Origin of the sequence: Williamsia sp. DF01-3, assembly GCF_023051145.1 — a bacterium.
Lineage (GTDB): Bacteria > Actinomycetota > Actinomycetes > Mycobacteriales > Mycobacteriaceae > Williamsia.
On the sequence record NZ_JALKFS010000005.1, the window covers coordinates 1603899 to 1623039 of the forward strand.

A 19141-nucleotide genomic window follows, 5' to 3' on the forward strand; every position below is an offset into this window, starting at 1 on the left:
CGGATAAGTCTGGTTATGGCTTCGGTGAGGCGGCCGCTGTGGCGGTGAGTGCTTCGTCCAGGGTCGGATAGAGGGCGAACGTGTGGTCAAGTCCGACCAGCTTGAGGGGGCGGGCGGTGGAGGGTCCGGCGGCGACGACACCAAAGGGTACTGGGGTGGTTGCCTCGTAGGCGGTGAACAGTGCAGTCATTCCGGCCGAGGCCAGAAACTCGGTGGCGGTGAGGTCGATGATCACACCGTGCGGTTGACTTTTAAGCGCGTCGCCTACCGCCGTGGTGAGGTGCGTGGCGGTGAGTAAGTCAAGGCTGCCGTGCACAGTGAGGATTGCGATGTTGTCGCGCTCGACGGTGAGGATCGACAACGCATCATTGCCCGTAGCGATGGCGCTGTCGGTGGTGGAAAGTCCGGCAGCTTTGTCTACATGCACGAGCTCTCCTTCTGTTTGCGTTCTACAGCGACCGTCATCGTACGGGGCGAATGTTCGGGAAGCGTGATGAGTGGCGGTAGCCCCGAATAGGCAACAAACCGCTGTCATTACCGGTTGGGACACGACCCGACAGTTTAGACGGAATGTCTTTTTGGTTGGGCGCGGTCGGCTGACATTGGCTATCTTTAGTTTATGGCGAAGAAGACGGTCGTGGAGTTCGTTGATGATCTCGATGGCAAGCCCATCGAGATTGATGATCTGAACACGATCGAGTGGTCATGGCGAGGCGTCGACTACGTCTTTGACACCAGCACAACCAATCTCGAGAAGATCGAGAACGGCAAGATGGCTGTCACGACGCTGCTGAGTAAGTCGACCCGGGTGGGCGGCCGGCGGCGGTCCGGGTCGGCCCCTCGCCGAGCCGCTGGCAGTAACGGTTCCGTCGACGATGCCGGCGACCGTCCGGTCATTCGTGCATGGGCCCGCGACCACGGATATGGCGGCATCGGCGACCGCGGACGCATCGCGAAACACATTGTGGCCGCCTACTACGAGCAGGCCGGCGACCGCTAGGCGCAGAGGTCCTCGCGGTCGCTGTCGGCGTGCAGCCCACGTAGCCGGACGAGCCCGTCTCGAAGGCGGCTTTTGAACGTCGGCACCGGAACGTTGAGTCGCTGTGCGCCCTGTGTGTGGGTGAGGCCAGCGAAGTACACCAGCGTGATGCTCTGCCGTTGCAGGGCGCTGAGCGCGGCTACGTGTCGGCGTACCTGACGGTGCTCCTCACGCACCAGCACCGGTTCGTCGGCTGCCGCGGCGTCTGCAGCACCGGCCGCCAGTACGCCATCGTTCACTCCGAACCAGGATGCATCCGGTACGTCATGCACGAGGCCGTCGACTCGACTGACTTCGTCTTCGTGGAAGAATGGGCGTCGGAGGACGCGTTAGAAACGCATATGAGCGCTCCGAGCTTGACGCGAATCGGTGCAGCACTCGATGGCAAACTCGCCAAACCGCTTGCCATTACGAGGCTGTTGGCCATCGAAGCTGGCGAGAAAGGATCTCTGCAGCTGTGACGCCCGGATGGAGCTGACTTCATTTGTCTTTGTGACGTAATGCACTGTGACAACTGATCGCTCCGAGAGCGTTGCTAGGCCTTGGTGGTGCAGCCATGCTGTCTCAGCCAGCACGCACAGACCCACCCGAAACAGCCTGGCAGCTCTACGTTCTGTTCGTCTGACCAAGGCCCATCGTATGCGAGCATGGATGTATTTCGTCACTGGTGACGAAATACATTGTGTCGCAATTTCTGCTGGCAGGAGCGGGTGTTCGTAAGTCGGGAGTAGGCGATCTGATCGCGGTGTCTCGAGCGGCGAATTACTCTGTGGCCCTCTCCACGCCGGTAACAGTACTTGTTCCCTGTTACCTATTTCCCCTGTTACCGATGGCTCGGTAATTCGCCGCAGAATCACCTCTGGCCGTACTCGCGTACGGCGGCGATGTATTCGGCGTACGTACCTGCCGCGTCAACAGCGTGGCGCTCAATGGTCGATGGGTGATAGCCCAGGACATCGGCGATGATGGCGGCCGGGGCGGTCTTGCTGAGTTCATGCAGTGTGCCGAGTCGGGCGGCGCGGGCGCTGACGAGGTGGTCTCGTAGCCGGAGGCGTAGGTGCATCGGATCGATGTGCATGCCGGGGGAATGCCCTCTGAAGACCCAGTTGCTTCTCGGGTGAGCGGCGGTCTGATCGTGGCCAGGGTTAGCCAGGAGTTCACGCCACGGCCCGTCGAGCGGGGCGGGCAACACGATCGGGCCGCTGCCGAGCGTAATGGTCGCCAGGTCCTCGGTCACGGTGATGTCGTCCCAGTTCAGCGCGGCAATATCTTGGATCTGTTGGCCGAAGACAAGGACTAGAATCGCCGCGGCCTTGTCTCGTGCGGTCAGGGTGTCGCCGTCCACTATTCGGTCCAGGGCGGCGGCCTGGTCGGTGGCGCTGAGTGTGGTGCTGTTACCGCGGCGATGGCGGGGCACGGTGAGCCCTTGTGGGGCGTTCTTGGTGTCCATGGCCCAGCCGAGGAACCGATCGACGAGCAGTCGCGTGGTCGGCCCGCCGGCGATCCAGGCGTCAACCTCGCCCTGGCCGACGTCGGCGAGCGCGATGTCGCGCTCGCCGAGCCAGTTGAGGAAGTTGATCGCGACGGTGACGGTCTGCTTGCTGCGCAGGAAGGTGCCGTGGGGGACGGGGTCCATCTTGTTCATGCGCCGTAGATGGTGCCAGCGGATATAGCGGTCAATGACGGCCCGGTTGGTGTCCTCGGTCAGCCTCTCCAGTGCTGTGTCCGCCCAGGCTTGGTAGCGGACAAGCAGCTCATCACGTCGGGGCAGGCCACCGTGCTCGACTAGGAGCCCGCGCACGTAGTCGCGGGTGCGCGAGCGTGGAAGTGCATCGATCGCCTCGTGCGTGAGCTCCGGGAGGGTGGCCAACTGTTTCAGGAAGTCGGTCACGTGCCGCTGGCGGATCCAGGTCAGTCCACTGTTGGCGCGTTTCATCGATTTCAACGCCTCAGCCAGGGGGATAAGCCTCTCGGCGATGGTGCCGGTGTCCGGGTTGGTCAGCAGTCCGTCGACGGTCTCGCTCAGTGCGCATGGCCAGCACAGGCCGGCGCGGTAGATCTCGTCCTCGGCGCCGCAGCGCACGCAATCGATGTTGAGGGTGATCTGGGCGCACGCCCGGCAGGCCGGGCGCCCATCTACTCGGCCCGGTAAGACGCCGATGTGGCCGCAGTCGCAGGTGCCGCGGGTGCGTTTGGCCTGCTGGTAGCAGTAGCCGCAGATCTGATCCTCCGGGCCCCAGGTGACCACCAGCGGGTAGCCCAAGCCGCAGCGATCACACGGACACACGCGACGTAGGTCCGGGTCGTCGGGTTTGCGGGGCCTGGCCATCGGTATCGGTCAGTCCTCGTTGTCGTCCCGGACGAGTCTCACCCGGGGGGCGATCGGCTGGCCGGGTGCCACCCCCAGGTCTTCCGGCCGCTTCGGCGCCTGGGCGGTGGCCGCTGCCCGCATCTCCACGAACGGCTCGAACAACTCGCCGGGTTCGCAGTCGAGGATGTCGCAGAGCGCGGCGAACGTGCGTGCCGGGATCCGCTCTGGTGTGCCGGTCACCAGCCGGTAGACTTGACTCTCGGACAGGTTGATGCCCCGAGCCCTCAACAACGGCACCAGTTCGGTGCTCTTCCACAGGTTGCGCTGCGCCATCTGCGTCCGCAGATTCCAGCGATACCCGATGCGTCGTTGCTCAGCCATCAGCGTCTCCGTCCTGCTTCCTGCCGTGGCCGTCCAGCCGCGAAGCGATCATGTGCTGGATGGTTTTCTGTTTGAAATCGTTGCCGACCGAGGTGTACAGCCCGGTGACCGACGCATAGGCATGACCGACTTGAGTCTGCACGAACGCCGGGTCGTAGCCGGCCTCGATCAAGTGCGTGACGTAGGAGTGTCGCAGGCAGTGCAGTCCGAGCTCTTTCGGCAAGCCGGCGCCCTCGCGGGCGGCAGCGAAGGCATCACTCAAGCTACCCACTCTTATCCGCTCGGCGCGCTCGCTCGGCCATAGCGCCGCCGATCGGTCAGCGGTGGCGAAGTGCCGCCGGCCACGCTCGGTGATCCAGAATCGGAGCAGGTCAACCACCCAGTCGAACTCCGGGACCGTCAACACGGTGCGTCGTCGCGGCCCCGACCCGGTGGTGCCTTTGGCCCATCGGACGGTCACCGCGCCGAAGTCGCCGTACGCAGGCACATGCGGGTTGGGGCCGAAATCCTGCACGTCCAGCATCGCCACCTCGCGACGCCGAAGCCCAAAGGCGTAGCAGACCTTGAACGCGATCGAGTCCCGCAACAGGGGAAGCCAGCGCTTACTCCCAGCAGCGAACTCACGATCGACCCGGTCGTCCACGTCATCAAAGAGTCTCTGCAGCTCCGTGGCCGTGAAGGCCCGGCGGCCAGCCGGAACAGCATCCTCGCAGGTGTGCCGCGGGGTGTTCCACTCGAACGCGATCTGCGCCGGAACATCGTCGAAGACCCGTTGGCACAGCGCACCCCACCCGTAACTCGAGCTCGAGACGTAGGCACAGAACATCGCGATGGCATTGCTGTCCGAACGCAGCGTCGTCCAGCTCACCGGCTTCTCACCCGAGCGCCGCCCAGCCATGTAGTCATCCAGATCGACCGGCCTCCACGACCACGGGAACGTCCCGGCGAACTCCTGGAACCGGCGCAGCACCCCGCAGCGCCCGTCGATCGTTGCTCTCGTCAGCCCACGCGCCAGCATCTGCGCCCGCCAACCCTCGACCATTGCTTCAAACACGCGGTCCTCGGCACGGAACAGGCCGACCTCACCGTCGCGCAACAACCGCGGAACGAATCCCGGGACACCGTCCACGCCGACCTCCGACCCGTGGAAACCTGCATCTAATGCAAGAAACCTACAGGGCGCTGGACCGACGCACAAGCATCACATCCGCGGCGCCGACACCACGCCAGCCAACCCCGCCGCCCACCAGCGCAAACCCCATCATCCCAGGTAGACGGCAGTAACCGCACCTACCACTACTCCCGAGAGTTTTACGCCGATAATATATATTACGTCGGCTCAAGGCTCTGGCCTTGACTGAGACGATGTCACCGGCGAACTCGGGGCGCCCAATACGGGAGACTCTCATTCGACGCCGGTGCCCTGCGCGGACCGAGCAGGCGCTGATCGTCAACTGCGGATATCTGGGGATGTCTGGTGGAGTATCTAGCTTTTCCCATACTTGCCCAGATATGTAGTTATTATTAGCGGAGGGCCGGCCGTTCGATGGCCGGTCGGAGCAACCCGAAAACTATTCGACGTTACGGACGGACCCCCTGGTCAGTCGGCGGACGGCTGTCCATGGGGCATATGGGGCACCCGTCATGGGGCAAATATGGGGCGAAAATCTTGGATGAAGTGGTCCGAGGGGTCTGAACGGGCGGGTCTAGACCGGTCTGACCTGGGACAACCGGTTTCACCTGGGGTTACTTCCATCTGAAAAGCGGAAGGTCGTCGGTTCGATCCCGACTCTGGCCACCGTAAGTTATTCCAGGTCACAGGCTCAAAGCCTTCGAGTTCGGTCTCTCCATGAGGTCCCGGATTTTGGCGCTCCATGAGGCAAACACTCGTGAGCGTCCGCTGCCGGGAAGAAAGTCATCTGGTACGAAGTGGCAGTCGTCGAACCGGGTCAGCATTGTCGGTCGACGGATGCCCACCTATTGAGGGACACCTGTCAACGGCTCATGAACGCGCCCCGAAGCAAGCACCTGTCGCTGGGTCCCCATGTAAACACGCTGGACGCTGATGCAATATGGGTCAGTGAGAGCTGCTAGCCTGGTTCAATGCGGAGCACGTTGGCTTTGAGCGCCAACTCCCCCAGGTCTCTCGTGGCAGTCTTACGCCGCTTCGGCATCTACTCTTGTGCCCTTCGGAACTGCTGATGACCAAACGCCGCAAGCAGCCCAGTCCGTTGTTGCCGGGTTCTTCAAAACGCTACATAACCCGTTCCGACGGTCGCCGAGTTCGGGTAACTGTCGCTACGTCAAGCGAGTCCCGGATCCCACGTCCTGCCTCAGCTGACGACATAGCCGCTTCGTCGGCTCAAGCAGGCCGGAAGCACAAGCAGAGCGTTTAGACGAGCAGTTCGAGAGAGAGCACGCAATGTGTGAGTCAATTGCGCTGCCCCCGGATGAGGAATCCTACGGTGCGTTGCGGAAGCTGTGTAGTAACAGTACTGACTGCACACTCGATTACTTAGATATAGACAAGCCGAGCCTAGTACCCGAAAATGGGGGCCCAGACCGGCTTGTGAACGGCGCTAGCATCGTTGCGACGGCCGTCTTCGATACTTTCAAGGCCGCAGAGGCGGCGTACATGATGGTAGAGGATGACTATTTCGACCTCGATTACAGAAGCGAGTACAGCGCGACGCACGAGATGATCTTCCGCGTAAGGGAACCATCTGCCGTCCGTTTGCATTTTTTCTCGCGTAGACGACCAGGGCGACTCTCGCTCAAGTACCAGAGTTTGAGTTCGTTCGGACAACAGTATCGATATCCGGACGGCCCGATTCCGTTGGCCAACCAGGGAGAGTACCTCGGGTACGTTATAATTAGGCCGCAATCCCCGGGAATCGTCGGTCGCTCGATGATTACGACAAATGTTTGGGTTAAGGATCTCGCTGAAGGCCGGCAAACGCTCTCGCCTCACATCCGAACAGCGGTGACTGAGCACGTGCAGGTGTTTGGTGTCTCGATTGTAGCGGTCGGGGTGCCTTTCATGGAGCAGGATGGACACCTTCTGCGATGCGCTCACGTTAGTGCGTGGCAGTGTCACTACTCCGCTGTCTTACGTGGTCTAGTTCAGCGTCGATCTACGGCAAGCTTTCATCGGGCCGCCCAGCAATTCGAGTCGTATGGCCGTTCGTATCCTTCTAATGGATTGTCGACAAACGTCATGTGCACGGCGCTTCGACGGTTTGATTTGCCTCCCGAAGTCATTGATAGAGCTCTGTTAATCAGTTCGAGACCTACCACTTGGGCTGACAGCGAGGAGTTCAAGAAGGAGTTGCACACTATCCTAGAGGGGCCCGAAGCGAAGAAACGCGCGGAGGAGTTCTGGACTCGGGCGAATATCGGGAGCTCGGTGTGTCGATACTTGAACTCTGGCATCCCTGTCATCATTTCGCGGGATGCAGTAGAGCATACCAAGGTAATCCTCGGGTACCTTCGAAAGGAGGATCTCAAAGAAGGGAGTGGAGCTAGGTCTCTGCACTCTGATGTTGCTGAGTTCATCGTGAGCGACGATCAAAAACAACCGTACGGATTCGAGAGTGTGAACGAATTAGTCTTGCAGACCCACGAACGACGGGACTTGACGTCAATAATAGTACCGCTTTCGCATGGGCTGATATTAGATGGCGCCACTGCAGAGCGAGCCGCAATCCGTATGATTACTGACTTGGTTAACGAGAGGATAACTGAGCAGTCAGACTGGTCGGAAATTGGAATCGGCGAGAGTGAGCATCAAACGTATTTTTCGGCGATGACATCGCTCGCCGAAGGAACTGCCTCGGCCGAATCAAATTCCGTCACAATTCGAACATACGCCATGCTCGGAAGGGACCTTAAAGATAATATGGCCGCCCGGGTTGACGATAAAAACCTAATCCGACGATTGAACTTGCTTCAACTTCCGAAGTATGTTTGGGTTGCAGAGGCCATAGATCGTAAACTTAGAGCAAATGACAAGCCACCAGTTGTGGCCACTATAGTTATGGACGCTAGTGACGTGACGGTAGGCTATCGCAAAGGTGTTAGCGTCAAGCCGCTCCTCGCGCAGCTACCGGGTCAAGCATCGGTGATACCTCCGGTTATTGGATGGAGTCTTGAGTTAGACGACAGTTGGTTCAAGACCTCGATCGCTCCATACCCGACGGGACGATACAGCCACACTCGGGTCGAAGTTATGTCGTCTGACCGCTTTGCTGGTCGAGCGAAATCGCTCGGCTCGTTCTGAAGTGACTTCATTGAGTTAAAAGAGCGACTGCCAGCGTCGCGACCAGCATAGCGCCTGCTAGGAAGAATGACGCGAACGCTGACACAGCAAAGAAAGCTTTCACTGAATTGCGCGCGGTAATATGCGCGAGCTGATCAATTCGTGCCTCCAAAATCTCGAAACTGTGGTCGATGTTTGATATCTGGGTCTCGGACAGCATTTTCTCGAGCGTAGCGACAGGGGAAAGTGGATACTTCATTGGGAGAGCGGCGGCCACTGCACAAACTAAAGCCACGAACGATGCAATCAACGAAGTGACGAACAGGCCCGCCACCCACCCTTGATAGTCGCTCGGTGAGAGTTTGAGTTGAGTTTGAAGAACGAAATAGAGGGATATTAAAGAAATTGTGGCCATGACGATCGAAAAGGATCGAGTTTCAAAAGAGCTTTTTCTAGCCCAAGCGTCCGATACTTCCTTATCGATGAAGTCGGATAGTATTTTGTAGTTGGCAGCGTCGGCGCCATGAACGTCGACCACGCTATTCATCTCCGCGTTTGCCAAACTTTTGGATCTGGCTGTCCTTGAGGCTTTCCCGGTAATCAGGCTCCGAGTCGTTAGCCTGCGCGTCACCGTTTTTTCCGTTGCCGATCGCTCCTTGCTGGTCGTTGGGGGTCGCCGTCACCTGACGGACCACTTTGTCCCGCATTCGAAGCATGAACTTGCGCATGACCGATTCTACCGCGTACCACGTCAGCTCCGTGGTTCATCGCTGAGTAGAACCGGTGTACGTCGATGCCGGCAAACTGGGACGCCGAGGCGAGGCAGCAGTCGTTCTTGCGTTCGCATGAGACCTGTAGGCCATCGGCAATCGATGGGGGCTCGTGCTGATAATCTACGGTCCAGCTTTCTGCAACTTTTTGATCGCGGCTCGAAGCCCGCCGCAACCGTTGCGAGAGCACTAATCGCATGTGCGCTCGCCTAACTAAACGAATCAAGCGCGATTGCAACGACGTCGAGTTCGTCGTATAGGTCAGCGTAGATGTTGGCTGTCACCGTGATCGAAGCGTGCCCCACGCCTTCTGTAGAACTGCGCGTCGCCCCGCCATTCTGAGTCGAGCTGACTCCCTGACCTTGACTGGCCAGCCGCTATGGCCGCGCACTCGAGAGCATCGGGAAAGCGTCTGCGGGCTGCGCGGGAGACCAGTGATAGCCCTGCCCATAGCGGGCCCCGACGACGCGCGCCTGGTGTGCCTGTTCAGCGGTCTCGATGCCCTCGATGACCAGGAACTGGCCGAGCTCGGCGGTGAGTGCGGTCAAGGCGCGGGCGATCGCACGTCCGGTCGGCGTGTGTAGCGACGACCCGACGGTGCGGTCGGCTTTGAGGCCGTTGACGCCGATCGCAAGCAGGTGTTCGGCAGGTAGCCACGGCCCACCGATGTCGTCGAAGACGACGAGGTAGCCGCGCTCCCGGAGATCATCGATCACGTGGGCATCGATGAGCGCCGTGGTGGGTACGGCGACGGATTCGGTGATCTCGAGGGTGACCGATCCGGGGGCCACGCCGGCCGCTGTGGTCACCTTGTCGATCCGGTCGGCGCAGTCGGGACGGTAGAAGTGGTGGGCGGAGAAGTTGACGGCGACGCCGACGTGGTCGGCATCGGTACGTTCGCTGCGCCACCGCTGCAGATCGGCGACTGCTCGGGCCAGCATGGTCAGGTCGAACTCGATGATGAGATCGGTGTTCTCGACCAGAGGGATGAAGGCGTCGGCGGCCAGTACCCTGCGCTCAGGGTGCAGCCACCGGGCCAACGCTTCGACGGCCGTCAGCTCGCCGGTCTGCAGGTCGACGATCGGCATGTACCACGGCACGATCTGGCCGTTGTCGATCGCCGCGGCAACCTCACCGATGCCGAGCGCGGCATCGCCGTGGTCACGGGGTGTCCGGGCGTCGGTGGCTATCCGACTGCTCAGTGACCGTGCCGCGTCGAGGGCCTCACCCGCCAAGACTGCGCAATGTTGCAGTGCCACCAGATCGAAGTCCTGTGCCGCGTGCGGCGTGGTGTCGAGGACGCACAGTGTGGCGACGGGCAGATTCTCACGGCTCAGCAGGGGAATGCCGGCGTATGCTCGAAACCCCAAGCGGCGCAATGAATCGGCGACGATCTCGTCAGCATCAGGGCTGGCTGCGTCGGGAATGACGACCGGTGTGCCCCGTGCGATCACGCCGGCACACGCGGACATGTCCAGCGGAACGACGATCCCGGTGTCGAATCCGTGAGCGGCCACAGTGTATTGGTGCGTCCCGTCGATCACGTTGATCAACGCGATCGGGCACCCGGTCACCTGCGCAGCGAGTGCGAGCACAGAAGTGAGTCCGCGAGAAGGTGTGATCCGCGTGTAGTGCGACGCCGACTGCGCGCGTCGGTCGTCTTCGGCCATGACCACACTCCTCGGGTTGGATGACAACTCAACCACCCCCACCGAATTCCCGCGCGGGCAACCTGCCCGGATCCATCTATCGGACAACTTGTCTCGCATCCGCGGTGCGAGGCCGCCGCTATTTCGACGGCCGATAACCCCTTAGTTGTATTCGGGCCGCAGTGGTCTCGGGTGCGTGTCGATCAAGACCGACGCGGCATCGAACAACGACACCTTCGACACAGTCGCGACCTGCGTCAGTCGCCGCGCTGCATCAGTGCGTCTGAGCTTGCATCGTTGCATCAGCATCCCGACGGCGATTGCGATGACGTGCCGCTCGATCAATACGCCGTCGAGCCCACTACTGGTGCCCATGCGGGGTTCCCTTGTTCGATGCGACACCGAAGGATGCCTGCGTGAAACTCCATTGTGCGCTTCTGGCTGCGTAGAAGGCGAACCACGATGATTTGACCGTCACGCGCTGACCGTAAAGATCACTATGACCATTGTCTGTTCGGCAGATTTTTCGGTACGACATACTTTCTCTGGTGTGGTGGTGGATCGGCGTCGGAGCCGTCGTCTGGGTGGTCTTGTCGATCGGCGTCGCAGTTGTTGTTGCGCGTGTGATCAGCCATGCCGATCTCGAAGACGAAGCCGAGGCCCTGCGCCGCCGCGAACACCACCGCGGGCTTCGCGATGTGTTCCGCCGCCGCTGAGGCGGCCGGACGACGTGTGTAGCTTCTACCCCGATGAGTATGTATATGCGCCCACCGGCACGGCTGTGCTCCGTGGCCGGTTGAGGACCGGGTATGAGACACGCGCGGTGGCGCGAACGCAGCATGCTTGTTCGATGGTGGCGGCTCACGCAGACACGGAAGCCGGGAACGTTCACCGAGAAAGTCCGTTACAAAATGCTGCGAGACCATCGCGAACTCGTGGTGACGTTCGCTGACAAGGTCGCTGTACGAGACCACGTCGCGACCACCGTTGGCACGGGGTACCTTCCGACGGTGTATGCGATCGTGGACGATCCGGAGCAGCTTCTCGCCGAAGCTTTGCCGCGACAATATGTCGTGAAGCCGTCCCACGGGAGCGGGGCTGTCGTGGTGGTCTCCGACGCTGCCGATCTCGGCGCACGTCTACCCGGTGTGGAGGCGTGCTGGTCCTACATCCATGTCCGCCCCGAGCACGCAGACCGTGGCCAGTTGACGGCGATCGCGCGCTACTGGGTACAGCAGTTGTACGGGCAGGGCCCGAACCGGGAGTGGGCATATGGCCATGTTCCTCGGCGGGTCATCGTCGAAGAACTGCTGATGAATGACCTCGGTAACGTACCCGACGACTACAAGTTCTTCGTCTTCCACGGCAGATGTGAGTTCATTCAGGTCGACACAGGGCGTTTTGGCAAGAGAACCCAGAACTTCTACCGAAGGCCCTGGACCCTTTTGCCGCTGAGTGGTGGTCCTCCGCCCGCTGAGCATCCCCAGGCGGCACCGGCGTGCTTGGACGAGATGATCATCGTGGCCGAGAAACTGGCCGCCTCCACCGATTTCGTCCGGGTCGACCTGTACGTCGTCGACGGGCGAGTGGTGTTCGGCGAGATGACGAACTACCCCGCCGGTGGGGAGAGTCCCTTCCACCCGGAGTCGTTCGATCGAGAGTTCGGTCGAACGTGGCGGGTTCCGAAGGCTTACGTCGACTGACGGAGCCTCGCCGCAGCACGATCGATTTCAGTGATGATGTTGTGACGCAGAGTCATTCCGATGGTGTATCCGTCGCATGAGGGCTCGGGCAGCGGTGGTCACAGTGGTCCGGTCGTGTGTGAGCGTGTACGCATACCGGCGGTCCGGGTCGTCAGGAGGGTCGCCGAGGTCGCGGGCGATGAGCGCTCCGAAGAAGTGCGGGCCGGTGACCGTGATCGTCCACTCGTTGACCAGGTCGTCGTCGATGCCTAGTGGGACCCCGATGACGCCGCGCGCCGGACGAGTCGGCATGCCGACGCCGAAGGCTGCAACAAAGGCATGGGAGTGGGTTGCGGCCAGGGCTGAGAATCGCGCTGCGACAACGGGTCCGAAGCTTGTGGCGTCTTGAAAGGTGGCCAGGACCGTGACCGGGGCCCGAAGTGTCGCGGCCATGTCCTCGAGGTGGCGGGACAGCGTGATGAGCAGGCTCTTGCGGCCGATGCGCGGTCTGATCGTCTTCAGGGCCTCCGACGGTGGGCTCGGCGGCGCGTTGCGCACGTCAGTGAGTGGGAGCATCCTGTTCGACACCGCTGGGAAGACGTGGGGCAGGGGTGCGGGATGTCCGAACAGCCAACCTTGGCCGTGTGTCGCGCCGAGCGCCAGAGCCTGTTCGAGGTCGGCCTCGGTTTCGATACCCTCCGCGATCAGCTCGGTGGCAGGGGTGGCTTCGATGTAGGCGGCGATGGCAGCGAGGGTCGCAGTGTGTATCGGGGTCGGGCGGCGAGTCCGGGTCAGTGGGCCGTCGATCTTGATGATCTCCGGTGCAACGAAGTCCAGCATGGTGAGGCAGTCCGGATTGGAGCCGACGTCGTCGAGGGCCACCCCCCATCCGAGCGCCCTGGCTTCGTCGGCGATTTCCAGAACACGACCGGGGTCGACAAGCAGCGCGCGCTCAGTGATCTCGATGACCACGCGGCCAGGCCACGCGTCACCGTTCGACGCCACGCCTGCGGTCGGCGACAGGCTCGACGATGTGTCGGCTTCGACGTTGATGAAGAGGGTGTACGAGCCGGGTAGCCCCGCATCGCACGCTCCGCGCAACGCAGCTCGCTGCGCCGCGCGATCAAGGGTTGCCAGTGTGCCGTCGTCCCGAGCAGAACCAAACACGTTGCCTGGGTTCAGGTCTGGTCGGCTGGGCCACCGTGCGAGTGCCTCGTACCCGGCTGTCTCCCCGTCGCGCAAGTCGACGATCGGCTGGTAGACGCATACGACGGGAACAGTGAGGATCCCCGACGGTGGATCTTCACTTCGGTCCGTCATGGGCGCGTATCTCCGCTGTCAGCAGGCCTGCCGAGCTGTCGTCGAAAGCCTAGCCGACGATCTCGTGGGGAGTGGGGCATGCGTGTGTCAGGACGTGGAGAGGTGAGTCCCTGCGCATCACTTGCTCTGGGCCTGCTGGAACGCAGCCGCGACCATACCCACGTCGTCACCTACCTGGAAGATCCCGCGGGGGAGATCAGGGAACACCGCGTTGCTGACCCCGACGACGAAGAGCAGTCGACGGCCGTCAGCGACTTCGAGATAGCCCGACAGCCCCTGGATCGTCATCACCAACCGTCCCGTGACGGGCTCGGCGTCGGCGGAGGTTCCCGTCTTACCGACGACCTTTCCCTTGGCGGGACTGTCGACCCCCACCCCACTGAGGGAGCCGCGCTCGCCCAGGATGGGTTGTCCCGCCCAGAAGGTGTCGGCCCACGGTCGTCCGTCCACCCACTTGAACCACTGTGTGATCGCGGTGGGCGTGGCCGACGACGGGTCGCTGCCCTGCCCGTCGACGATGACGAAGTCGGACGGCGAGATGCCGGCTTCGGTAGCGAGGTCCCGGATCGCGGGCAGGCCGTCGGAACAGTCCTTCGACCCTGCCTCGACCGCCAGCAGGCAGAGGAAATCGTTTGCGCCCGTGTTGTAGCTGGTGGCCAGGATCATCGAACCCATCTCTTGGAGCGGTACGGATTCGAGTTTCGCGAGGCGCAGATCGTCTCGATAGCTGTTCTCGGCCGGGAGTGCGGCCTGCTCGTTCACCTTGGCAGTCGATGAGACCGTTACGCCCTTGCGCTGCAGGGCTTCGATGAACAGCTGCCGCGCCCAGGTCGGAGCGTCGGTGATGCGGAAGACCGTCAGAGTCGACTTGCCCGCGGGTACCGATCCGGTCACCCGGATGAGGGTGGGATCGAGCTCGTCCGCGCTGACCGTCATGGTGGAGTCGCTGTCGGCCGCGCCCGTGGTGACTTGCGAGTCGAGTCTGAAAAGCCCGTTGCCAGGCAGCATCTGGATGGTCGCCGGCTGTCCGGGCTGCCCTGGTGTGGCTTGGATGTCGACCAGGTTGTCGTTGACGTAAATCGACGGGACCACCCCTTCGACCGTTGTGTAGCGCTCCCACAACCGCGGGTCGACGAGTACGTCACCGTCGACGCGGGTGACCCCGGATGCGACAACCTGGGCGGCGAGGTCATCGAGTCCGGCGAGTGGATCGCCGGGTGCCAGTACGGCACCCGGGATGGCATCGGCGTACACGTGGTCGATGCCGTCGGTGGCGAAGTCGAACCTGCCGTCGGGTGCATTGCGCCCGCCGAGCGCCAGATCGCCGGAACCCACCAGGACGAGGTCTCCACTGAGCGTTCCTCCCACAGGAGCTTCTGTTGCGTAGACAGGACTGGTCAGTCGCCGGTCTACGCCTAGATTCTGGTAGACCGTCCCGACGGTGAAATGCTTTGTCTGTGAGGCCATGAACATGAACTCGTCGGCCAAATTGCTGTAGACGACCTCGTCGGTCTCCGGGTCCACCACCAGATATGACCACCGCGCAGCCTTGTACTGTTCGGTCTCCATGATCGCCGTCGCGGCGGCAGGCAGCGCCTGACCTTGCCCACTAGGCGACTTCTTGTCGGATTCCGACGAGTCGCCTGAGCACGCGGCGGCGAAGAGCAGACCACCGACGGCGAATGCAGCCAGCGTCGTCCTTGCGCGATACGTCTTTGTTTGGGGTTCGACTGATGGCATGGTGGCGCACCACTTCCTGGGTCCGACTCGACACCCACTCCCGACGTGGGCGGTAATTACTGTAAATTACACCGTGCAAGTTGCATTTGATGCGATTATGGTCAGCACATTGGCTCGAAGCGTCCACGGCGGGGTGGATCGGCGCGTGCCGTATCGGGTTTCGACGGGTCGCCACGGCGGGCCGCCTTGTGTGACGGAGCGAAGAAATGACCACTCGGCCGGCCCTTCTCACCCGACCTGGGCAACGAAGACGGCCTCCGCTCACCTATTCGCTGGTGCTGGGAGTCTCGATCACACTTGTTCTCTCCGGGTGCAGTTCGTCGTCTGAGGGGTCGTCGAGGTCACTCGCAGAGTCGCCGACCAATGTTTCCGCACCACAGATCGATCGGGCAGCGGTGGATGCGGCGACCGATCAGATCGACGGGTTCGTGGGCGACATGATGTCCCGTACGGGGGCCCCGGGTATCGCCGTGGCGGTCGTCTACAAGAACGAGGTGGTCTACGCCAAGGGTTTCGGTGTCCGCAAAGTGGGTGAACCCGAACCGGTGGACACCAGCACGATGTTTCAGCTCGCATCGGTGTCAAAGCCTTTGGCTTCCAGCGTGATCGCCACACTCGTCGGCGATGGCAAGATTTCTTGGGATGAGCCGGTGAAGATGTACGAGCCAGGATTTGTCGTCGCAGACCCGTATGTCACGGAGAACGCCACCTTCACCGATCTGCTGTCGCATCGATCGGGTCTTCCCGACCACGGCGGCGACCTGCTCGAAGACCTCGGCTACGGCTACGAGGAGATAGTGTCGCGGCTCGATCAGCTTCCACTCGATCGTTTCCGGGACAACTACGCCTACTCGAACTATGGCTTCACCGTCGCCGGAGTTGCTGCTGCCAAATCCGAGAACACGACGTGGGCCGAGTTGTCGGAGCAGACGATCTACGAACCGCTGGGGATGTCGAACACGACATCGAGTACCGACGAGTGGCGAAACGCTCCGAACCACGCGTACAACCACGTGCTCACCGATCCCACAACCAACACGTGGGAGGCGAAGTACGTCAGCAATCCGGAAGCGCAATCACCGGCGGGCGGCGCGAGTTCGTCGGTCGACGACATGGCCGCCTGGATTCGCATGGAGCTCGCCGATGGGATGTTCGACGGTCGTCAGATAGTGGATCCCGAAGCGCTTCAGTACACACACCAGGCCCACTCGTTCTCCCGTCCGGCGACCGAACCCGGTGCACGAGAAAGCTTCTACGGCACCGGCTTCTCGATCAACACCGATGATCGAGGCCGCGTGCAGGTTGCTCACGCCGGCGCGTTCGCGCTGGGCGCCAGCACCGATGTCGAGTTGTTGTCGAGTGAAGATCTCGGGATCGTGGTGCTCGCCAACACCGCACCCATCGGGGTCTCGGAAGCGATTTCCGCTCAATTCATGGACTACGCAAAAAACGGCGAGCTGACCGTCGACTGGGTGCCACACGTGTCAGGCCAGTTCAAACAGCTCGTCGAACATGGTCGCTCCGAGACCGATTACACCAGCCCGCCGGCCGGTGCCATGCCGCCACAAGACGCCTCGGTGTACGTGGGCAAGTTCGTGAGCCCGTTCTATGGCGCCGCCGAAGTGGTGAACGAGGGTGGTGATCTCGTGTTGAGGCTGGGCCGAGATCAACAGCTGAGCTATCCGCTCATCCACTACGACGGTGATACCTACTGGTTCCAGACGTCGGGGGAGAACGCAGTCGGGCCCACGAGTATCCAGTTCGCCGCCGCTGACGGCACTGCCGCGTCATTCACCGTCGAGTATCTCGACGCGCAGGGCCTCGGTACCTTCACGAAGGTTCCGGCATGAACCACGAACACGCCACCGAAGATCTCTGCAGCCCTACCGAAGTCGACCGCCACACCAGGAGAGAGCACATGTCATCACCTTCTACTTTGATCCGCGTAGGCGGCGGCGCCGGAACCGAAAGGCCGCGGCCGTCGCCGTGATGCTCACAGCGGCTCTTGTCGCCACCGCATGCTCGTCCGACTCGAGTAGTTCGTCGACGTCGTCGTCGCCGAGCAGTGCCGCGCCAGGTGGTGCGCTGGTGCCTCTCGACCCTGCCGCGATGGACAAGCTGGTCGACGAGATGGCGACCGAGTTCCGCGAGATCGGCATGATGGTTTTGGTCCGGACGCCCGAGGGCGACTACACGAAGTCATGGGGCACCCTCGGAATCGGTTCCACCGAAGCGCCGACGGCCGATACGAAGGTACGAATCGGTTCGAACACCAAGACCTGGACCGGCACGGCCATCATGCAGATGGTCCAAGAGGGCAAGATCTCCGTGGACGACCCGGTCAGCAAATACCGGCCCGATGTCCCCAATGGGCAGAACATCACAATCGGCCAGCTGCTGGACATGCGCAGCGGACTCTACAACTACACCGCCACGCTGGAGCTCAACACAGCACTCGACACCGAGCCCCAAAAGGTTTGGACGCCTGAGCAATTGCTGGCTCTGGCGTTCGCGAACCCGCCCTTGGCGCCGCCCGGTACCGAGTACAACTACTCCAACACCAACACGGTGTTGCTGGGCCTCATCGCCGAGGAGCTCGACGGCAAGCCCCTTGCCCAGATCTTTCAGGACCGCTTCTTCTCCAAACTCGGAATGACCGGCACGTCCTTCCCGGCCAACACGGACACCTCCATTCCGGCGACCTACGTCAACGGTTACTCGTACAGCGGCAACGTCGAGACGTTGGGTGAAGGCAAGGAGTCGCTGTCGCCGGAGAGGCTGGCGGCGATCGAGGCGGGTACGGTCACACCGCGGACGACAACCAACGACAACCCGTCGTGGACATGGGCTGCAGGACAAGGCATTTCGACCGCCAACGACCTGGCCACCTGGGTCAAGGCGATCGGTAAGGGCGATCTGCTCGACGAGAAGACCCAGAAGCTGCGGATGGACAGCGTGCAACCGTCTGATCCCGAGGACCCATCGGGGAGTAGCTACGGCTACGGGATCGCCCAGATGGGACCGATGTACGGACACATCGGCGAGATGCCCGGCTACAACTCCTTCATGGGCTATGACCCGGTGAACGACGTCACCATCGTGGTGTGGGGCAATCTTGCTCCGACCGCAGAAGGGTTCCCGCCGGCCGCGATGGTTGCCAAGTCCTTGGTTCCCTTGATTTACGCCGGCCCGGCCACCGACACCGGTGAGGACATCGATGATGCGGCAGAGGACACAAGCGGCGGCTAGCAGCCGGCGGTCGCGGCGGCTCGCGGCAGCGTCTCGGTAGGATTGGCTCTCGCGGCCGTATCGAAACACGACGCTCCGCGGGAAGGAGATCAGTGGCCCAGGGCGACCTCAACACGACGTCGTATGTGATCTTGGGTCTCCTGACGGCCAAGGACAGATCGGCCTACGAAATCGCCGAGCAGGTCGGACGCGGGGTCTCCGCGCTGTGGCCGCGTGCCGACAGGCAGCGCTACAACGCACCGAAGCGACTCCTCGAACGTGGCCTCGTCACTGCGCGAACCGAACCGGCGGGTAAGCGCCGCAATCGGACGATCTACTCGATCACGCCACAGGGGCGTGCCGCGCTCACCGAATGGCTGGCCACCCAGTCGCAGCCGCCTGCTTTGGTTTTCGAGGGAATGATCCGGGTGTGCTTCGCGGAACAAGGGTCGATCGAGGATCTGCGGGCGAACCTGCGCAACATGCGTGATCAGGCCGAGGCGGCCCGGAACCTGTTCATCTCCAACGCCGAACGGATGTTGGAACCGGATCGGGGTTCACATCCTGAACGCCGCCATCTGCTGACCTTGGCCAACCGCTACATGGTCGGGCACTACGCCCACATCATCGAGTGGGCGGAGTGGGCATTGTCGGAGACCGATTCATGGCCCGACACCGTCAGTCCGGCCGATACATCGCGCGGCCGTACCGAGGAGATCCTCAAAGCCGTGGTGCGTCAGGGCAGGGAAGGGTGAATGACACC

The 19141-nt window shown here is 61.9% G+C and carries 19 protein-coding genes; 8 read left to right on the forward strand and 11 right to left on the reverse strand.

All coding sequences use genetic code 11. The features are described 5' to 3' along the window. Nucleotides 1-13 precede the first annotated feature (13 nt). Nucleotides 14-427: an STAS domain-containing protein gene (locus MVA47_RS09695; RefSeq protein ID WP_247207658.1), complete on the reverse strand. Its 414-nt coding sequence runs from the start codon at nucleotides 425-427 to the stop codon at nucleotides 14-16. 192 nt (nucleotides 428-619) lie between these two features. Here MVA47_RS09695 and MVA47_RS09700 point away from each other — a divergent pair, with 192 nt between their 5' ends. Continuing rightward, on the forward strand, nucleotides 620-1000 hold the full coding sequence (locus MVA47_RS09700; protein WP_247207659.1) for an Lsr2 family protein: 381 nt from the start codon (nucleotides 620-622) through the stop codon (nucleotides 998-1000). Here MVA47_RS09700 and MVA47_RS09705 read toward each other — a convergent pair. Beyond that, nucleotides 997-1278 (reverse strand): sigma factor-like helix-turn-helix DNA-binding protein, encoded by a 282-nt coding sequence (locus MVA47_RS09705; protein ID WP_247207660.1) that lies wholly within the window; start codon nucleotides 1276-1278, stop codon nucleotides 997-999. The two genes, MVA47_RS09700 and MVA47_RS09705, sit on opposite strands and share 4 nt — an antisense overlap. Before the next feature lie 27 nt (nucleotides 1279-1305). On the opposite strand from MVA47_RS09705, the gene MVA47_RS09710 reads away from it, so the two are divergent. Then, entirely contained in the window at nucleotides 1306-1500 is a 195-nt protein-coding gene (locus MVA47_RS09710; RefSeq protein ID WP_247207661.1) for a putative quinol monooxygenase, read from the forward strand. A gap of 392 nt (nucleotides 1501-1892) precedes the next feature. Here MVA47_RS09710 and MVA47_RS09715 read toward each other — a convergent pair whose 3' ends face one another. Genes MVA47_RS09715 through MVA47_RS09725 form a run of 3 tightly spaced genes read right to left on the reverse strand, consistent with a single transcriptional unit; the run spans nucleotide 1893 to nucleotide 4860 of the window. Further along, nucleotides 1893-3368 carry a Fis family transcriptional regulator gene (locus MVA47_RS09715; RefSeq protein WP_247206922.1) on the reverse strand — a complete coding sequence of 492 codons (1476 nt, stop codon included), beginning with the start codon at nucleotides 3366-3368 and terminating at the stop codon, nucleotides 1893-1895. 9 nt (nucleotides 3369-3377) lie between these two features. Beyond that, nucleotides 3378-3731 (reverse strand): helix-turn-helix transcriptional regulator, encoded by a 354-nt coding sequence (locus tag MVA47_RS09720; protein ID WP_247206921.1) that lies wholly within the window; start codon nucleotides 3729-3731, stop codon nucleotides 3378-3380. Then, nucleotides 3724-4860 carry a site-specific integrase gene (locus MVA47_RS09725; protein WP_247207662.1) on the reverse strand — a complete coding sequence of 379 codons (1137 nt, stop codon included), beginning with the start codon at nucleotides 4858-4860 and terminating at the stop codon, nucleotides 3724-3726. The genes MVA47_RS09720 and MVA47_RS09725 overlap by 8 nt, the downstream gene beginning before the upstream one ends. Before the next feature lie 2427 nt (nucleotides 4861-7287). Here MVA47_RS09725 and MVA47_RS09730 point away from each other — a divergent pair. After that, nucleotides 7288-8010 carry a hypothetical protein gene (locus MVA47_RS09730; protein ID WP_247207663.1) on the forward strand — a complete coding sequence of 241 codons (723 nt, stop codon included), beginning with the start codon at nucleotides 7288-7290 and terminating at the stop codon, nucleotides 8008-8010. A gap of 7 nt (nucleotides 8011-8017) precedes the next feature. On the opposite strand, the gene MVA47_RS09735 is transcribed toward MVA47_RS09730, so the two are convergent. The 4 genes from MVA47_RS09735 to MVA47_RS09750 form a co-directional block, all read right to left on the reverse strand. After that, entirely contained in the window at nucleotides 8018-8527 is a 510-nt protein-coding gene (locus MVA47_RS09735) for a hypothetical protein (RefSeq protein ID WP_247207664.1), read from the reverse strand. Between the two features lies 1 nt (nucleotide 8528). Next, nucleotides 8529-8717 (reverse strand): hypothetical protein, encoded by a 189-nt coding sequence (locus MVA47_RS09740; protein WP_247207665.1) that lies wholly within the window; start codon nucleotides 8715-8717, stop codon nucleotides 8529-8531. A gap of 419 nt (nucleotides 8718-9136) precedes the next feature. Beyond that, nucleotides 9137-10429, reverse strand: a complete 1293-nt coding sequence (locus MVA47_RS09745) for an EAL domain-containing protein (protein ID WP_247207666.1) — start codon at nucleotides 10427-10429, stop codon at nucleotides 9137-9139. 141 nt (nucleotides 10430-10570) lie between these two features. Beyond that, nucleotides 10571-10783, reverse strand: coding sequence for an ANTAR domain-containing protein (locus tag MVA47_RS09750; protein WP_247207667.1), 213 nt, complete (start codon nucleotides 10781-10783; stop codon nucleotides 10571-10573). Nucleotides 10784-10956: 173 nt separating this feature from the next. On the opposite strand from MVA47_RS09750, the gene MVA47_RS09755 reads away from it, so the two are divergent. After that, nucleotides 10957-11124, forward strand: coding sequence for a hypothetical protein (locus MVA47_RS09755; protein WP_247207668.1), 168 nt, complete (start codon nucleotides 10957-10959; stop codon nucleotides 11122-11124). 93 nt (nucleotides 11125-11217) lie between these two features. Next, nucleotides 11218-12111, forward strand: a complete 894-nt coding sequence (locus MVA47_RS09760) for an ATP-grasp fold amidoligase family protein (protein WP_247207669.1) — start codon at nucleotides 11218-11220, stop codon at nucleotides 12109-12111. 27 nt (nucleotides 12112-12138) lie between these two features. Here MVA47_RS09760 and MVA47_RS09765 read toward each other — a convergent pair whose 3' ends face one another. Then, on the reverse strand, nucleotides 12139-13410 hold the full coding sequence (locus MVA47_RS09765) for an EAL domain-containing protein (protein WP_247207670.1): 1272 nt from the start codon (nucleotides 13408-13410) through the stop codon (nucleotides 12139-12141). A 117-nt stretch (nucleotides 13411-13527) separates the two neighbouring features. Then, nucleotides 13528-15150 (reverse strand): D-alanyl-D-alanine carboxypeptidase/D-alanyl-D-alanine-endopeptidase, encoded by a 1623-nt coding sequence (locus MVA47_RS09770; RefSeq protein ID WP_247207671.1) that lies wholly within the window; start codon nucleotides 15148-15150, stop codon nucleotides 13528-13530. Nucleotides 15151-15356: 206 nt separating this feature from the next. On the opposite strand from MVA47_RS09770, the gene MVA47_RS09775 reads away from it, so the two are divergent. The 3 genes from MVA47_RS09775 (at nucleotide 15357) to MVA47_RS09785 (ending at nucleotide 19133) form a co-directional block, all read left to right on the forward strand. Further along, entirely contained in the window at nucleotides 15357-17000 is a 1644-nt protein-coding gene (locus MVA47_RS09775; protein ID WP_247207672.1) for a serine hydrolase, read from the forward strand. A 139-nt stretch (nucleotides 17001-17139) separates the two neighbouring features. After that, nucleotides 17140-18399, forward strand: coding sequence for a serine hydrolase (locus MVA47_RS09780; protein ID WP_247210699.1), 1260 nt, complete (start codon nucleotides 17140-17142; stop codon nucleotides 18397-18399). A gap of 92 nt (nucleotides 18400-18491) precedes the next feature. After that, the gene (locus tag MVA47_RS09785) at nucleotides 18492-19133 is read left to right on the forward strand and encodes a PadR family transcriptional regulator (protein WP_247207673.1); all 642 of its coding nucleotides are present in this window, start codon (nucleotides 18492-18494) and stop codon (nucleotides 19131-19133) included. Nucleotides 19134-19141 lie beyond the last annotated feature (8 nt).

Coding starts and splice junctions, on each gene's coding strand:
- MVA47_RS09700 (WP_247207659.1), top strand. CDS start 620: ATGGCGAAGAAGACGGTCGTGGAGTTCGTTGATGATCTCGATGGCAAG.
- MVA47_RS09710 (WP_247207661.1), top strand. CDS start 1,306: ATGCACGAGGCCGTCGACTCGACTGACTTCGTCTTCGTGGAAGAATGG.
- MVA47_RS09715 (WP_247206922.1), bottom strand. CDS start 3,368: ATGGCCAGGCCCCGCAAACCCGACGACCCGGACCTACGTCGCGTGTGT.
- MVA47_RS09720 (WP_247206921.1), bottom strand. CDS start 3,731: ATGGCTGAGCAACGACGCATCGGGTATCGCTGGAATCTGCGGACGCAG.
- MVA47_RS09740 (WP_247207665.1), bottom strand. CDS start 8,717: ATGCGCAAGTTCATGCTTCGAATGCGGGACAAAGTGGTCCGTCAGGTG.
- MVA47_RS09745 (WP_247207666.1), bottom strand. CDS start 10,429: ATGGCCGAAGACGACCGACGCGCGCAGTCGGCGTCGCACTACACGCGG.
- MVA47_RS09750 (WP_247207667.1), bottom strand. CDS start 10,783: ATGGGCACCAGTAGTGGGCTCGACGGCGTATTGATCGAGCGGCACGTC.
- MVA47_RS09760 (WP_247207669.1), top strand. CDS start 11,218: ATGAGACACGCGCGGTGGCGCGAACGCAGCATGCTTGTTCGATGGTGG.
- MVA47_RS09765 (WP_247207670.1), bottom strand. CDS start 13,410: ATGACGGACCGAAGTGAAGATCCACCGTCGGGGATCCTCACTGTTCCC.
- MVA47_RS09770 (WP_247207671.1), bottom strand. CDS start 15,150: ATGCCATCAGTCGAACCCCAAACAAAGACGTATCGCGCAAGGACGACG.
- MVA47_RS09775 (WP_247207672.1), top strand. CDS start 15,357: ATGACCACTCGGCCGGCCCTTCTCACCCGACCTGGGCAACGAAGACGG.
- MVA47_RS09780 (WP_247210699.1), top strand. CDS start 17,140: ATGCTCACAGCGGCTCTTGTCGCCACCGCATGCTCGTCCGACTCGAGT.